Genomic DNA, 16,404 nt, shown 5'->3' with positions numbered 1-16,404 from the left:
ATAATGAATTTTTTATTAAAACAAGCTTAAAAACCGCTGTCATCTAACGCGAATGTGTTTTTACGGTCTTTCCATTTACCTTTTGTAAAGTCAGGGAACTCCAGGGTTTTACCCTCTTTTACAGATTGGGTAGATAATGGCGCTATCACGCTCATTGTAACCGAATCATATACATCAATAGGTGTTTGGCGCTTATGCTTTACCGATTCGACAAAGGCGTTAAATACAAACCAGTCCATACCGCCATGCCCGGCACCTACGGCTTCCGCATCATGTTTTTTCCATAGCGGGTGGTCATATTTAGCAAACCATTCTTTTGCCGGATCCCAGCTATCATCCTCTTTTGATTTGTGATCGATATAGATCGATTGATTTACATCCATCCAGATACCTTTGGTACCCTGAACCCGGAAACCCAATGAGTACGGACGAGGTAAGTGTGTATCATGCGATAGCAAAACGGTTTCGCCATTGGCACAGTTGATCATGGTGGTGGTTACATCGCCATTTTTGTAATTGAGCTTGGCATTAGGATGTCCCGGTGAAAGTTCTTCCACATACGCAGCCAAACCTCGTGCTTTTGAACTAAAGGAAACCAGGCTGGTAAACCGGTTACCACGGGTAATATCAATATAATTCATCACCGGTCCGGCGCCATGGGTAGGGTATAGGTCACCATCACGATCGATGTTAAACTGGGTGCGCCATTGGGCCTCGCTTAGGGCCTTTGCGCCATATTCTACTCCTTTACCGCCATAGCGGCCTTTGCCGTCATTAAATAAAACATCACGAAGGTTATGCTGATAACCACCTTCCAGGTGTATCAATTCGCCAAATAGGCCTTGCCTAACCATGTTTAAAGCGGCCATTACGTCCCGGCGGTAGCATACGTTTTCGAGGGTCATGTAGGGAATGCCCGTTTTTTCGGATGTTTTAACAATATCCCAGTGCTCATCAACTGTAAGACCGGCAATAACTTCACAACCCACATATTTGCCCGCTTTCATGGCATCAATAGATTGCTGATGGTGAAACTGCCATGGCGTAGCAATAATTACGGCGTCAATATCATTCCTTTCGAGTAGTTTTTTGTAAGCGTCGAGACCACCGGTGTATTCTTTAGCTGCTGGCCGGCCTTTTTTTGCTAAATATTCCCGGCAGATATTCAGGGAGTGCTCCTGGGTATCGCATATAGCAACAATCTCCACGTCATCGCGCAGGGCGCCTTCAGATATATGGCTCATGCCGCGAGCACCTACGCCAATATAACCAAGCCGTACTTTACCGGTATCTTTAGCAAATAAGCTGCCTGTTGGCAGTATGGTAAGTCCTGCAGCAGCGATGGCGCTGTTTTTTACAAATGTTCTTCTGTCCATTTATGTTATTGTTTGATAATGATTTATTAGTTTGAATTGATGGTCTGGTTTATAACCATGTATCGGGATTGAAGTTATTGATCATATTTATAAAATCAACAGATCAACCACCCCAAACACGCCGCAAACGTTTGATAGTGTTATTCATTTATCCCAAATTCAAAAATAGTACGGCTCTTAAACCGCTCGCCCGGATTTAACAACGTACTAGGGAAATGAGGTTTATTAGGCGCGTCAGGATAATGCTGTGTTTCCAGGCATAATCCACTTCTGAAAGGGTAGTTACTATTTTGTTTACCGATACAGGTTTCGTCTAAAAAATTACCCGTATAAATATGTATGGCGGGTTCGGTGGTAAAAACCCGTAATGTTCTTTTGCTTGCGGGCTCGAAAACCAGCGCCGCCAGCTTTAGCTCATCAGAGTCCTGCTTTTTTACAACCCAGGAATGATCATACCCACGGCTTAATACCAATTGAGCATTATCTTCATTGATACGTTTGCCAATTGCTACAGGTTCTGTAAAATCGAAAGGGGTGCCGCTCACCGGGGTAAGGGTACCTTCAGGTACCTGCATAGCATTTACTGGCAGGTACTCTGCCAAGGGTAGCAGGAGTTGATGATCTAAAATTGATCCGCCGGTATGACCTGCCAGGTTAAAATAAGCATGCTGCGTTAAATTGATCAGTGTTGACTGATCTGTTACCGCATCAAAATCAACTATTAGCTGGTTCTGATTATTGAGGGTGTAAGTAACTGTGGTGGTCAGGTTACCCGGGAAACCTTCTTCGCCATCTTCGCTAAGATATTCCAGTATCACACCAACTCCCTGATCATTGTTAAATGACCGCGATTGCCATACTTTTTTATTAAAGCCAACCTTGCCTCCGTGATGATGAAAACCGCCATCCTTAACCGTAAGCTGATGTGTTGTGCCGTTGATGATTACCTTACCACCGGCTATCCGGTTAGCAAATCGACCAACTATGGTACCAATATAAAACTGATCATCAATATAGCCCTGTAAATCATCGTAGCCCAGTACAACATCGGCCATATTACCCCAATGATCGGGCACCGATAAAGATTGAATAGCAGCGCCAAAATTGGTAATGGAAACTTTTACGCCATTGTCATTGTTTAATTTGTAAAGAAATATCTGGTGACCGTTAAATTCGCCCCAATTATTTTGGCTGACATTGTATTTCATATGATGATATGCTTTAAATAGAATAATGGAAATTAGTGTTTTCATTGATAAGGCTGCCCAATTAACTGTACAAAATATCACGCAAACGTTTGCAATATGCACACCTGATCGTGACTGTTTGCATCGATTTTAAATATGGTGAAGAATCAGATGAAATTGATGCCTCATCCAGATTTATTAAATCTTCTGGAGTGCATAATCAGGTAATATTTTATAATATTGACGTTATAAATATTATTGGTATTTATAATTGTCTTTTAGTAAGATAATTAGCTTATGCGTAATAAAAAATACACAAACGTTTGCGCGTGCTTTTTCATAAGTAATTAATTACGTTTGGCTAAAATTTGCCTTAAATGATGCTTGACCAGATCCTGGAACTGTACGGACTTAACACCAATAACTATACTATTAAAAGTTTTGGTACGGGATTGATTAATCATACCTGGAAAGTTAGCGGGCCCGAAAATTATATTCTTCAGCGTATTAATCCATACGTTTTTAAAAACCCGGAGGCTATTGCTGAAAATATGGCGCTATTGGCCGATTATCTTAAACAAACCTCGCCCGATTATCTTTTTGTAGCACCTATACCAACATTATTGGGTGAGCACATGGCTAAAATAAATAACAAAGAATACTACCGGCTTTTCCCTTTTATTGACAGCTCGGTAACCATTACTGAAATTAAAAACCAGCAGGAGGCTTTTGAGGCAGCCCGGCAATTTGGAAAATTTACTTATTTACTGAGTGGTTTTGATCTGGGAAAACTGCACTACACTTTACCTCAATTTCATGATCTTAAACTGCGGTTTGATCAGTTTAAAGAAGCTTGTTCAACCGCCGGAGCTGATAAGCTGGCCACAGCCGCGGCTGCCATCGATGATATTTATAAATACCAGGGAATATTATTCACCTATATACAACTGATAGATCGTCAACAGCTGCCATTACGCGTTATACACCATGATACCAAAATCAGTAATGTGTTGTTTGACCGGGATCATAACGGATTATGCGTAATCGACCTGGATACGGTGATGCCTGGTTATTTTCTGAGCGATGTAGGGGATATGCTGCGTACTTATCTTTCGCCGGCGAATGAAGAGGAACGTGATTTTTCAAAGATCCAGATCAACGAAGAGTGTTTTTATTCCATTTATAAAGGATACATTTCTGCTATGGGCACAGCCCTGACGCCAGCCGAGAAGGAATACTTTACTTATTCTGGTCAATACATGATCTATATGCAGGTGCTCCGGTTTTTAACCGATTTTTTAAATGATGATATTTATTACCACACTACTTATCCATTACAAAACCTGGTAAGGGCGCAAAATCAGTTAGCGCTGTTGGAGCAATTCACCAGATCTGAAAAAAGGTTTAAGAAGTTTATTGAATATTTTAGCTTTAAGCACGATAACATAGTGAACTGACACGATGAGCAGTCATAATAAAAAAGAGGCTGCTTCCAAAGCATGGAAGCAGCCTCTTTTTTGTTGATTTTGGGTGAATTAATGAGTTGGCTCACCGGCTGATAACAGGATGCCTTCATGCGCATTTTCCACACCATTGGCAAAACCGTTATGGTTGATGAACATCTTTTCGTTTTCGATCATAAAATGGGCTCCGTCAACCTTAAAATTACCTTTAATAGTGAGTACCGCGTCTGGGTGTTGTACACCTATCTCGTTAACAATATGACTGCCTAAACCATGAAATTCGTGTTCATTTAGCTGGTAAACATCCAATACAGGTTCATGATGGCCGGTTTGAAACACCCAAACCCGATTAACCTCACTTTCAACATGAACAGACGAAGGCCCGCTCTCCAATCGGTTGCCACTTATTTTGATGACCTCACCCGTTAAAGAAGTAATGTTGGCATCAATAACGAGCGAACGATCTTCTGAGCCCCGTTGATGGTTATAAAATGAAAGTACCTTTAAAAATTCGGTGTTTTTATCACCGTCTGTGTAAGTCAGGGTATTTTGGCGGCTTAAAAATATGCTGGTGCCAAAAATAAATGCGTGTTTCATAACGGTATTAATTGTTTGGTTTAATTGATTATTTATTAAAGCATTATACCTGCAAAATGTTTTTAATAATGAATAAATATCATCGATTCTCAAGAGGTTAAAAAAACACCCCGGATTGAAACTTTATTGATTCTTAATTTTTAGTGTTACATTGTAGTAACCTATTGCATTATGAAAAGAAAAACATTTATTCAATTAAGCACTACCTTAATGGCTACACCGTTATTGTCATCGTTAGAGGGTTGGGCCCAGGCCCCACGATTAAAAAACTGGGCCGGTAACCTTACCTTCAGCACCGATCATGTGTTCTACCCGAAATCGGTTCAGGAAGTTCAACAACTGGTTAAAACGCATACCAAGCTTAAGGTATTAGGCACAAGACATTGTTTTAATACCATTGCCGACAGTAAGGATAACCTGCTCTCCACCAAAGAGCTGAACAAGGTTATAAGCCTTGATAAGAAAGCGCACACCGTTACCGTTGAAGGTGGCATCAAATACGGCGAACTAGCTCCGTATCTGCATAAAGAAGGCTTCGCCTTGAACAATCTGGCCTCCTTACCCCACATTTCTGTGGCGGGATCCATCACTACAGCCACGCACGGTTCGGGTGTTAAAAATGGCAACTTATCCAGCGCCGTTACCGCCCTGGAAATTGTAAAGGCCGATGGCAGTATCGTTCATCTGTCCAAAGCTGCGGATGCCGAAAAGCTGAATGCGGCGGTGGTTGGCCTGGGCGCCCTGGGGGTTATCACCAAAGTTACCTTGCAGGTGGAGCCAACCTTTATGATGCAGCAGCGGGTATTTACCCATATGCCTATGGCGCAGGTAAAGCAAAACTTTGAAAAAATAGTATCTGCCGGCTACAGTGTTAGTCTATTTACCGACTGGCAGCAGGATAGCATCAACGAGGTCTGGATAAAAAGCCGCATCGGTACCGATAAAGATCATAATGGCCCCGAGTTTTACGGTGCTAAAGCTGCTACAAAAAATGTGCATCCCATCATCGCGCTCTCTGCCGAAAATTGTACCGAACAGATGGGGGTACCCGGACCCTGGTACGAGCGCCTGCCGCACTTTAAGATGGGTTTTACCCCCAGTAGCGGTAAAGAGTTGCAATCTGAGTATTTTGTGCCGATACATCACGCGGTGGAAGCCATAACGGCTATAGCGCGTTTGGGCAAGCAGATAGGTCCTCATTTGTTCATCACCGAGATCCGTACCATTGCTGCCGACAAACTATGGATGAGCCCATGTCATAATCAAACCTCGGTTACCATTCACTTTACCTGGAAACAGGAAACAGCAGCGGTATTAAAACTATTACCGCTGATTGAAAAGGAACTTTCGCCGTTTAACGCGCGGCCGCATTGGGGTAAAATATTTACCATGGCGCCCAAAGTACTGGAATCGCGCTATGAAAAACTGAACGATTTTAAAAAGCTGGTTGCAGAGTATGATCCGAAAGGAAAGTTTCGGAATGACTTTTTGAGTAAGGAGATATATGGATAAGAGGTAGGAAAAATACGTCATGTCATTTCGACCGGAGGGTGAAACTATCTCTTGAGCGACAGCGAAGAATCTTTTGCGCGCGATGAGTCCAACGCAAAAGATTTCTCCTCGTACCTCGTTCGAAATGACACAGGGTTTTATTAAGGTTTTGAATTTATAAAATTCAATAGGGGTTAATCCCACGTAGGAGATAACTGATTCTGGCGTTTACAAATGATGACAGGCCAGCTTCGAGACTCATTAATCTGGAGTAGCCTGGATCTAAGTTACTATCTAAATCAGCTTGGTATACTATTGGATCATTTATTCCTTCATCCAAATACACAAATAAAAAAACAGAGCTTCCTCTATGCACATCTATCACAAAGAAAGGTCGTGTAATGATATTGAGACTCCGATCTACTAACCACCCACGGGCATCGTCCTGCATTTCTTCCTGATTTTCATTCAACCCATAATCCAAAACGTAACAATCCTGGCCAGCAATGAACAACAGTTCTCTCAAGGAGGTAGGGAATTGATTGCCGCTATTATAAGTAGTTTCTAAACTGATGATCTCATCAATAGTTAGTGGTTTAAGAACAAAAGAATGATCACGTCCATCAGCCATATCACCTGCTGTTGGCCTAATTACAGGGTTATTATTTAGTACGGTTTGATATTTTATTTCCATAAATCAATTTATGTTAGCGGGTGTCATGCTGAGCTCCGTCGAAGCATGGTGGGCAGGCCTCTGCGCGCGACCCTTCGACAAGCTCAGGGTGACAGGCCAATTTAATATCCTCAAGACAACTTTATTTTATCCCATAACTTACACTCCACCACTTGGGCTATTACCAGCTCGCGGTAATTGCGACTGATGGGGATGCGGTGGGTTTGGATAAAGATCTCGTTGCCTTCCAGTCCCTCTATTTTACTGATGGAGACGATGTATGATTTATGCACGCGGATAAAAGCCCGGCTGTCCAGGTTCTGCTCCAGGTTTTTGAGGTTTAGCAGCGTCATGTACTTGCCTTTTACCGTGTAAATGCTCACGTAGTTTTGCATGCCCTCTACGTACAGTATGTCGTCGAAATAGATCTTCTCGTATTTATTACCGCATTTGATAAAGAAATAGTCGGCATCAGGTTCTTCTTTTTGAACCCCGCTTTGGGCCGATTGAGTTAGCAGCCGGTGATAATCCTTAGCTTTATTGGCTGATTTAAAGAAACGATCAAACGTAACTGGTTTCAATAAATAATCAAGCACATTAAGCTGAAACCCTTCCAACGCGTAACTGGGGTAGGCCGTGGTAATAATAACCATGGGCGGATTCTGCACGATCTTTAAAAAATCGATGCCATTCATTTTGGGCATCTGTATATCCAGAAATATCAGGTCGACCGGGTACTCATCCAGCAGTTTCATTAGTGCGATCGGGTTTTCGCAGGTGCCTGTCAATTGTAAAAAATCAACCTCCCTTACATAGTTAGCCAGGCCTTCCCGTGCCAGTGGTTCATCGTCAATAATTACACAGTTGATCATCTTTATTTTTTTTGAGCAAAGATTTATGGAGTAAGGAGCAAGGATTTTTTCTTTGTTCTATGAATCCTTGTTCTTTGTTCCTTTTATCCTTGCTCCTTGTTCCAAAAGTCCTCACTCTTTGCTCCTAAAGTCCTTGCTCCAATAACCCTTGTTCTTTTCTCCAAAAGTCATTGTTCTCAAATCCCAGTTCGCTCAGTTTTAAGCGGAGCTTAACCTCAAAACAATTGTTGCTATGCTGTATATTCAGTTCGTACTGGCCGGGGTAAACCAGATCCAGCCTGCGCTGTACATTTTTTAAACCAATGCCGCCATAAGTAACCACTTCGTTGGCTTCGTCGGGCGATGTGCTGTTTGTGATCAGCAGATCCAGCTGGCCTTCGTTGGTACTCAGTTTTATGCTGATCCAGTTGGGGATGTCGCTATGTTTTGATACATGCTTAAAAGCATTCTCCACAAAGGTCATGAGTATAAACGGCGCTATGCCCAGGTATTCGGTGTTGGATTGTTCAACTTCAAATATCACCTCCACATTGTTATTCTGACGAAGTTTTTCCAGCTCGATAAAATTTTTCAGGTAGGTGATCTCCTTATCGAGCGATATCTGCTGATCGTTACATTCATAAAGCTGGTACCGCAGCAGCCCCGAAAATTTGGCCAGTGAATCGGAAGCCATATCCGGATTTTTGTGGATTAGGAAAAAGATAGAATTGATACTGTTGAACAGGAAATGCGGGTTAAACTGGTATTTTAAAAACTTGAGTTCCGTTTCCAGCTTTTCCTTCTCCATCATCTGCTGCTTTCGCGCGGCCTGGATCCAGTTTTTGGTGAGTTTAATGCTCATGGCCAGCGTCATACTGGCCAAAGTGGATGGGAGCGAGGTGTTATAAAAATGAAAAAAACTACCAGCCTCAGCCCCAAACATTTTTGTTATAGTACAATGAGCAAAAAAAGCGCTTAAATAATAACCAGTGTTGATCAGCGACGAAGTGCAGGCAATGGTTATAGCCAGGTAAATGATGTACTCGGTAAGCCTGTTTTTCTCGAGGTACCGTGGTATCAGGAAATAGAGATTGAAATATACCGCGAGCGCTTGGAAGATCACATAGGAAAAAATCTTGACGGTATAAGCCGAAAAAAACATGGAGTGAGCGGCTGCCAAAGCATCGCCAACGGCAATCGTATACCAAAAATAGTTGTACACACACCAAAACGGGATGTGGTATAGCTTGTATTTAAACAACCAGTTCTGGCTTAATTTATCGGCTGTTAATGTGCTCATTTTCCTATATGTAGAGACGCATCACATGCGTCTCGTCTCTCAATTGTGTGTGCTCCTTGCCTGTTATCTCTGTATGGTTTAGAGACGCATGTGATACGTCTCTACAATAAAATGTTTTTCGGCAACTTATTTAAAGATACGCAATTGCCACTAATTATACATCCCTGATACATGAATGCCATCAAGTAATTGACCACTTACATCACCCGATGTATAAGCGGTAATTTGGACCTCTTAATCACGGTTTTTATAGCTTTTGCGCGGTTTTGTGTAGTTTATCAATTATAAACGACCGCTGGTCATTCTCGTTTTTCTCTTACCTGTCACGGCCATTCCTTTGAACCGGATAAATAAACTGGTCATGAAAACGAAAATGCTCTGTTTGAATATATTAGCCTTTCTGCTGTTGCAAAACGCTTTTGGGCAGATAAACGGCAAGCTTGTTGCAGCTGATGGCAAGCCGCTCGTGTTTGCTAATGTATCGCTCCTTAAAGCAGTGGATACATTGGTAGTAAAAAATACGCAAACCAATGCCAACGGTATTTATCACATAGAAAATATCGCGGCGGGGACTTATAAACTCCGGCTCAGTAGCGTTGGCTACCAAACCTGGGATTCTCCGGTTTTTGAGATCAACTCTCGTTCTGCCAATAAAGATCTCGGTACTACCGTGATGCAGGAAAGTACCCGGCAATTAGGCGAGGTAGTGATCAAAGCCAGTAAACCGCTGTACCAGCAGCGTCCGGATGGCATGGTGGTGAATGTAGAAAGTAGTTTAATGACCAAAGGGAGTACCGCGCTGCAGGTTCTGGAGCGATCGCCGGGTGTGGTCATCGATCATCGCAACAACAGTATCAATTTAAATGGTAAAGGTGGGGTAATGGTGATGATGGATGGCAAACTGATGCGTATGCCGATGGATCAGGTAGTCAATATGCTCAGCGGAATGAACGCCGCGAACATCGAAAAAATAGAATTGCTCAGCACACCACCGGCCGGTTACGATGCCGAAGGCAGCGCGGGTATCATTAACATAGTAACCAAAAAGAATAAGAAACAGGGTACCAATGGCTCATTTTCGGCAACGGGCGGCTATGGTTGGGGCGAAAAGGGGATGACCAGTTTGAACCTGGCACACAATACAAAAAATGTGAATTTATACGGTTCCTACACCTTTTCGCACGACAGAACCTATACCGATCTGTTTATAACCAGTTCCCAGAATATGCCTTTTTGGGGTGGCGATGTTGCAGTTATTTTCGATAGTTATGCCAAACGCGTGCAGAACGATCAAAATGCCAGTGTCGGGGCGGATATAAAAGTCAATACAAAAACTACCATAAGCGGTAACCTCACCTATAATACCAGCAATGCAGCCCTTATAACTACAAATCATGCAGGCTATAATGTATTGCCCGATTCTTTATTGATGTATGATGGCGTTAACACCTTCCAAAACCGGTGGAACAACCTGGTAAGCTCGATAAGTATCGACAGACAAATAAATACCAACGATAAGATTAGCTTTAGCGCTGATTATATTTATTACCATAACGATAACCCATCGCAGGTGCAAACCTCCTTTGTTAATAAGCATGGTGAGGTGGCGGGGACTAACGACAGTTTGAATTCACCCCAACAAAGAGGTTTTGCTGCTACAACTATCAAAGTTGGGGTAGCTAAGGTAGATTACACCAAACAGCTGAACCCTAAGCTGAAACTGGAAACAGGTATCAAAGGAACCTATACAACCAGCGCCAGTTCATCGGGGTTGGAAAGCCTACTGGATAATAACTGGGTTAAAAGAACAGAATCGGCCAATGAGATCTATATGAAAGAAGGGATCGGTGCGGCTTATGCTTCATTTAATGCGCAGATAAGCCCGTCTATGAACCTAACTGTAGGGGCAAGGTACGAGTATTCCTACACCGACATGACCGATCCTAATACGGGTAAAAGCCTGGTTAACCGTAAACTGGGCGTACTGTTCCCCACTATATTATTTTCGAAAAAACTGAACGAAAACGCCGAGTTGCAATTGTCCTATAGCAAACGAATCAGTCGGCCTACTTATAACGACCTGGCATCGTATGTTGGCTACAGCGACCCTACGGCGGTGTATACTGGCAATCCTTTCCTGAAACCAACCATCACCAATAACATTAAACTGGGTTATAATTACCATGATTATTCATTCTCTCTGCTTTACAGTCGCGACGATAACCCCATAGCGAGATATCAGCTCAGTACCGGGCCGTCAAAAGACCTGCTTTACATATCACCACAAAACCTGAGCTATCAAAACAACCTTACTTTTCAGGCAAACCTGCCCTTTAAGGTAAGCAACTGGTGGGATATGACCTACAGCTTTACAGGCGGACTGAGCCAGTTTAAAGGGGGCGGCTATTCGGCATTTCCGTTCCAGAAAAGCTATTTTATTTATACATTCAACTTTAATGAGTCATTTAAATTACCGAAAAAATATTCATTCGAGCTTTCGGGCTGGTATAATTCGCAATGGTATAACGGTACCACAAAAATAAATGGCTTGGGCTCACTCAATGCGGGCATAAAAAAGGAACTGAATAATAACGGCGGGAGTTTTCAGCTTTCTGTAGCCGATATTTTAAGGAGCATCCGGGTGCATGTTTATTACGGAACCTTAACGCAGGAGCCTTTTAATATCAAAAGCTATGTGGATGTGCGCACAGAATCAAGCAAGTTCCCCATCATCAAACTCACCTATTCCAAATCATTTGGCAGCATCCACGCAAGCGGCCAGGCCAAACAGACTACCGGTGACGAAAGAGATAGGCTGAGGAAAGATTAATATTGGAGCAAAGACTTATGGAGTAAGGAACAAGGACAGAAAGAGCAAGGATAAGGATCTTTGCCCAAAATCAAAAAATCCTTGCTCCTTACTCCAAAAATCCTTGCTCCTCAAATCATTACTGACATACTGCTGTCACGGCACTGTACCAGTTTTGTATAGAAATACAAAACGAAATGAACAGGACAGACAGGCTATTGGAGGTGCTGGCCGTTTTACAAACCCAAAAGGTGGTAACGGTTGATTATTTAAAAGAAAAATTCCACATCAGTACCCGTACGCTATATCGTGACATCCAATTGCTTACCGAATTAAGAATAACCGTGCAATATGAAAACGAAAAAGGCTGTTTTATTCTGAAAGGCTACCGTAGTCCTGCCCCCGAAACACCGGTCGGGATCCAGGATATAGGGCAGGTTTCCCAAAGCATTATCTTGATACCCGATCATTTGAAGAATGATGTATTGGCCTTACTGTCGGCCGGTAAGGATGAGGCAAAATAGGGTGTGTCTGTCTTGGTTTTGTGCCCGAATTTTCGTATTTTTACCATAAGCAACGGCCTGGTTTTCTGATAAAAAAGAGAACCGGGCCGTTTTGTTAAAGGAAAATATAGACCAAAAATTGATCATTTTGTATTCAAATATTTGATTGTCAATTATTTAATACTTTTTAAACCTTTCAAAACTGCTCAAAACCGTGTTAAAATTTGTTAAAAAGTGTTAAAATCGATGGTTTTGAATGAATTTTCACCCGTTTTTACCTCGTTTTTGAGCAGAAAAGTGTTAAAATTTAAGGTTTAAAAAGTTTTTTCATCACCAACTCGGAGGTGTCTTATCAATTTCTGCAGGATAATACCTGAGCATTCTCATTGCTCTTATTTCTGGCCTTTTTTAAGATTGAATTTTCAATCATGGTATTTTATACCTTCTATTTTACCAGCACTACTGCTAAGGAGTTTAATCATCAAAATGTCATTTGCCGAAAATAATTTAAATACAGGCTAAGGGTAAACGGGATATAGCCTGACTGTATCTCAGAATAATTTTCATAACGAGTAAGGGTAAATGAACCTGAGCGTGTTTCAAGAGAAATATTAATAAAAACAATGGTGCTAAACTGTATGCAAGGAAGGATCCGCCTGGCAGCCGATTTGGCAAACAAATTATCAAATTATCAAAAAAAAATAACCCCACACAACAACTCATGAAAACAAAGATCTTGTCTTTAATTGCGATAGTTTCAGTTTCATTCGCGCTATCAGCACAGGCACAGCAAAGTACACCGGTAGAAGAAGGTGTTGCAGCACCCATAAAGTCGGTCCCGAATTTAGGTTCATTTGAAGCCGATTATACTTATTCCCCCCTTAAAATTAATGGTAAGGACATGAATATACAGCAAGTAAACGGAAACTTGACCTTACCCTTATACAGCAAAATGCAAAACGGAAAAGTTGATTTTTTACTTGCAGGAATAGGATATAGCGGTCTGTTTCTTTCTGGCATGGGCAATCAGTTTGGCGGCAATAATTTCCACGCTATTTCGGTTCCCATTACTTTTCAAAAGGCATTTTCGCCCAAATATGCCTTGCTTATTTCGGCTGTACCAACGTTGTCTTCTGATCTGAAGGATATCTCTGGTGATGATATGCTTTATACCGGGGTGGCCATGTTAAAGATCAGGTCGTCAGCTAAATTCACCTATTCATTAGGGGTAGTCTATTCTAAACAGTTCTTTGGTTCGGTGCTTGTCCCGGTATTTGGTATCGACTGGAATATTTCCGACAAACTAAGCTTATCAGGAACATTACCGGTTTCTGAAAAATTGAACTATAAATTATCCCAAAAAAGCAACCTTGGCTTTAGCGGCGATTTTGGCATCGGTGGTGGTACTTATCGTTTATCAAAAAAGATGAACTCAGATTATTTCCAGGCGCAACAATTTAAAGCCTCTTTATACTACAATTATATGCTGGCGAAGAACTTCTCAGTAGAGGTAAGTGCCGGATATAATGTTGTCCAAAAACTTGATCTGTACGATAAAGATCAAAAAGTTAACTGGGTACCGTTTAATAATCTGGACAAACGGGGGGCGCCTTTAACAGAATTAAAGAAAACAGGCGTGGCCGTTTCAACCGGAATTAACTACCGGTTTTAAAAATAATTCTTTTCGAACCATACAATTTATTCTCCTAAAACAAAGTGATGATGGTTAAACAGACATATGCACCAACAATGACAGATACGATGGTGGAAGTTTTTAAAACAAATGTTCAAAACACAAGTCAGTCAGTTAAGCTTATCCGTAAACTAAGTCAGCACATTCCCGGTGTCTTGATAAATTTTGATCTGGAAGATTGTGATTGTGTTTTACGGATTGAGGGAGAGCATATCCCTGTGCCCAGGGTCATCAAATTGATGAATAATAACGGGTATTATTGCGAGCTTTTATAAGCAGGTCAGCTTAATTATAAAAAAAATCCACCCGATTGTTTCGGGTGGATTTTGGAGCTTAACTTATGATGATCTGTAATGACCGGCGTACACCACTGACTATTAAATTTGCTCTGAAGTTTGCAACTGAAAAGTTACTGTAATAACACTATTAATTAACCCGGATTTAACTTAAATTGAACACGTAAAGTTCAACTTTGAACCGGGTATTTATGATGCATCAGAAATGATGCGTGTAATGCTCAAACTTATTTCTGAAACGGATAGATGAGCATTGTAAAAGGGATATTTACGCACAAAAGTGAGTCGGAGAGGTCAATTGAACAAATAGATCTGGATGTTCTTTTTAAAGAGCATTACGACAGGCTGGTGTATTTTTCTTTTCAGTTGCTTAAAGATAAAGATCAGGCCGAGGATCTTGTTCAGGATGCCTTTATAAAATATTGGAATCATCGTGAAACGGTAATGCAGGACGGCATAGCCATCAAGAACTTTCTATACAGCACAGTTCGTAATGCAAGCCTTAACAGCATCAGGCATCATAAAGTAGTAGAGGGTTATATACAATACTATGGAAATGCCGAGCCGGAAGAACCACCTGTAATTGAAGCCATGATCACAGCCGAAGCTATGGCCGAGATCCATGCCGCTGTTCATGCCTTGCCTGATAGTTACAGATCCATATCTATCATGGGTTATTTTGATGGTAAAAAGAACCAGGAAATTGCCGATGAGCTGAATATGTCTATCAATACCGTAAAAAAGCAAAAGCAAAGAGCTTTGGAACTGCTTCGGGGAAAACTCTCGCCCGAACTATTTAGCTGGTTTGCATTAGCAGTGCTTGCCTTAAAAAAATAAATATTATTGTCGTAGCTGATCAAGCTTCTTTTGGATTACCTGTTTATCGGCCGGGGTACGAGCTATTGACAAAGCCGTTTTTAAATTACTTTTTGCCTTATCATGATTAATGCCGGTATAAAGTTCGCCCAGTAGGGTAAAATAAAATTGGTTGTCGGTTAACTTTAGTTTTTCGGCTTCTACAATCGCTTCGCCTTTGCCGTTGGCTTTTGACAAGGCGAATGTACGGTTGAGCGCTGCAATGGGGGAATAGGCTACCTGTAGTAAACGATTGTATAATTGTAGTACATTTTCCCATTTTTCTTTGGTATCGGTCTTTTGAGTGCTCCAATAAGCTATACTAGCTTCGATGTGGTATTTGGAAAGGACATTCCCGGTTGTAGCGCATTTTAAAAAATAGGCACCCTTACTGATGAGGTCTGCGTTCCAAAGACTAACGTCCTGGTCGTCATACAAAATATGCTCGTCATTCTTACTCAGGCGGGCCTCAAAACGGGAAGCATGAAAACACATGAGTGATAGCAGGGCGTTTACCGGTGGTTGGTTGGTGCTGTTGTTTTCTATCAGCATATGGCATAAACGCATCGCTTCAAAGCACAGGTCTTTACGTAAGGTTTGGTTCTGGCTAACGGAGTAATAACCTTCGCTAAATAACAGGTATATGGTTGTTAATACATTTCCAAGCCGCTCGTCGATTTCAGCAGGATTGGGGAGCTCAATTTTTAGTTTTTCGTTCCTGATCTTTTCTTTAGCCCTGAATAAGCGCTTGTTGATGGTTTCTTTATTGGTCAAAAAAGCCTCGGCAATTTCATCAATCCCAAAACCGCAAAGGATACGCAGTGACAGGCCGATTTGCGCCTCTGGCGATATAGCAGGATGGCAAATAGCAAACATCATTTGCAATTGACTATCGTTGATGTTTTGGGGTGAGAGGTCGATGTCCAGCTCCTGAAATTCGGAAGAGCTGGTTTTTACCTCGGGCGATACCTTGCTTTCAAAAACGGTATTACGTTGCAGATGATTTTTGGCTTTGTTTTTAGCCACGTTATATAACCATGCGGTTGGATTAGGCGGAACGCCATGAAAAGCCCAGGTTTGTGCCGCAGCCAAAAAAGTATCACTGGTAATATCTTCGGCAGTTTCCATTTGGTCAAAACCGAACCGGCGGCAAAGTACAGCTACTATCTTCCGGTATTCGGTTCTGAACAAGTGTGGTATGAGTTCCTGTTTTTGCATGGTAAGATGAGGGTTGGATTGACTCAATTAACCCAAAAGTGGGTTTACACAATTTGCTGGAAAAAATATATAATTAATTGGTTATCAGTTAT

Annotated in this window: 13 protein-coding genes; 6 read left to right on the top strand and 7 right to left on the bottom strand. The window is 41.7% G+C overall.

Annotated features, from left to right (window positions below):
• Positions 1–26 precede the first annotated feature (26 nt).
• Positions 27–1,376 (bottom strand): Gfo/Idh/MocA family protein, encoded by a 1,350-nt coding sequence (locus BLR84_RS11825; protein ID WP_090468157.1) that lies wholly within the window; start codon positions 1,374–1,376, stop codon positions 27–29.
• 140 nt (positions 1,377–1,516) lie between these two features.
• Positions 1,517–2,584 carry an aldose epimerase family protein gene (locus BLR84_RS11820; protein ID WP_176852042.1) on the bottom strand — a complete coding sequence of 356 codons (1,068 nt, stop codon included), beginning with the start codon at positions 2,582–2,584 and terminating at the stop codon, positions 1,517–1,519.
• A gap of 356 nt (positions 2,585–2,940) precedes the next feature.
• On the opposite strand from BLR84_RS11820, the gene BLR84_RS11815 reads away from it, so the two are divergent.
• A complete protein-coding gene (locus BLR84_RS11815) occupies positions 2,941–4,020 on the top strand; it encodes a phosphotransferase enzyme family protein (protein ID WP_255366921.1) in 1,080 nt (359 codons plus the stop codon).
• Positions 4,021–4,098: 78 nt separating this feature from the next.
• On the opposite strand, the gene BLR84_RS11810 is transcribed toward BLR84_RS11815, so the two are convergent.
• The gene (locus BLR84_RS11810) at positions 4,099–4,623 is read right to left on the bottom strand and encodes a hypothetical protein (RefSeq protein ID WP_143013888.1); all 525 of its coding nucleotides are present in this window, start codon (positions 4,621–4,623) and stop codon (positions 4,099–4,101) included.
• 171 nt (positions 4,624–4,794) lie between these two features.
• Here BLR84_RS11810 and BLR84_RS11805 point away from each other — a divergent pair, with 171 nt between their 5' ends.
• A complete protein-coding gene (locus BLR84_RS11805; RefSeq protein ID WP_090468152.1) occupies positions 4,795–6,135 on the top strand; it encodes an FAD-binding protein in 1,341 nt (446 codons plus the stop codon).
• A gap of 163 nt (positions 6,136–6,298) precedes the next feature.
• Here BLR84_RS11805 and BLR84_RS11800 read toward each other — a convergent pair whose 3' ends face one another.
• The 3 genes from BLR84_RS11800 to BLR84_RS11790 form a co-directional block, all read right to left on the bottom strand.
• Positions 6,299–6,808 carry a hypothetical protein gene (locus BLR84_RS11800; RefSeq protein WP_090468150.1) on the bottom strand — a complete coding sequence of 170 codons (510 nt, stop codon included), beginning with the start codon at positions 6,806–6,808 and terminating at the stop codon, positions 6,299–6,301.
• A gap of 110 nt (positions 6,809–6,918) precedes the next feature.
• Positions 6,919–7,659, bottom strand: coding sequence for a LytR/AlgR family response regulator transcription factor (locus tag BLR84_RS11795; RefSeq protein WP_090468148.1), 741 nt, complete (start codon positions 7,657–7,659; stop codon positions 6,919–6,921).
• Positions 7,660–7,783: 124 nt separating this feature from the next.
• Positions 7,784–8,938 carry a sensor histidine kinase gene (locus BLR84_RS11790; protein ID WP_090468146.1) on the bottom strand — a complete coding sequence of 385 codons (1,155 nt, stop codon included), beginning with the start codon at positions 8,936–8,938 and terminating at the stop codon, positions 7,784–7,786.
• 361 nt (positions 8,939–9,299) lie between these two features.
• On the opposite strand from BLR84_RS11790, the gene BLR84_RS11785 reads away from it, so the two are divergent.
• From BLR84_RS11785 to BLR84_RS11765, 4 genes are all read left to right on the top strand, one after another.
• Positions 9,300–11,768 (top strand): TonB-dependent receptor domain-containing protein, encoded by a 2,469-nt coding sequence (locus BLR84_RS11785; RefSeq protein ID WP_090468144.1) that lies wholly within the window; start codon positions 9,300–9,302, stop codon positions 11,766–11,768.
• Between the two features lie 176 nt (positions 11,769–11,944).
• A complete protein-coding gene (locus tag BLR84_RS11780; protein ID WP_090468142.1) occupies positions 11,945–12,271 on the top strand; it encodes a helix-turn-helix transcriptional regulator in 327 nt (108 codons plus the stop codon).
• Positions 12,272–12,971: 700 nt separating this feature from the next.
• Positions 12,972–13,922, top strand: a complete 951-nt coding sequence (locus BLR84_RS11775) for a DUF6268 family outer membrane beta-barrel protein (RefSeq protein ID WP_090468140.1) — start codon at positions 12,972–12,974, stop codon at positions 13,920–13,922.
• 563 nt (positions 13,923–14,485) lie between these two features.
• Positions 14,486–15,076, top strand: a complete 591-nt coding sequence (locus BLR84_RS11765) for an RNA polymerase sigma-70 factor (protein ID WP_090468138.1) — start codon at positions 14,486–14,488, stop codon at positions 15,074–15,076.
• A gap of 3 nt (positions 15,077–15,079) precedes the next feature.
• On the opposite strand, the gene BLR84_RS11760 is transcribed toward BLR84_RS11765, so the two are convergent.
• Positions 15,080–16,312, bottom strand: coding sequence for an RNA polymerase sigma factor (locus BLR84_RS11760; RefSeq protein ID WP_090468136.1), 1,233 nt, complete (start codon positions 16,310–16,312; stop codon positions 15,080–15,082).
• Positions 16,313–16,404: the final 92 nt, after the last annotated feature.

Source organism: Mucilaginibacter sp. OK268 (genome assembly GCF_900103125.1).
GTDB lineage: Bacteria > Bacteroidota > Bacteroidia > Sphingobacteriales > Sphingobacteriaceae > Mucilaginibacter.
Note: the sequence above shows the minus strand (reverse complement) of the source record. Positions and strands in the feature narration are given on the sequence as shown.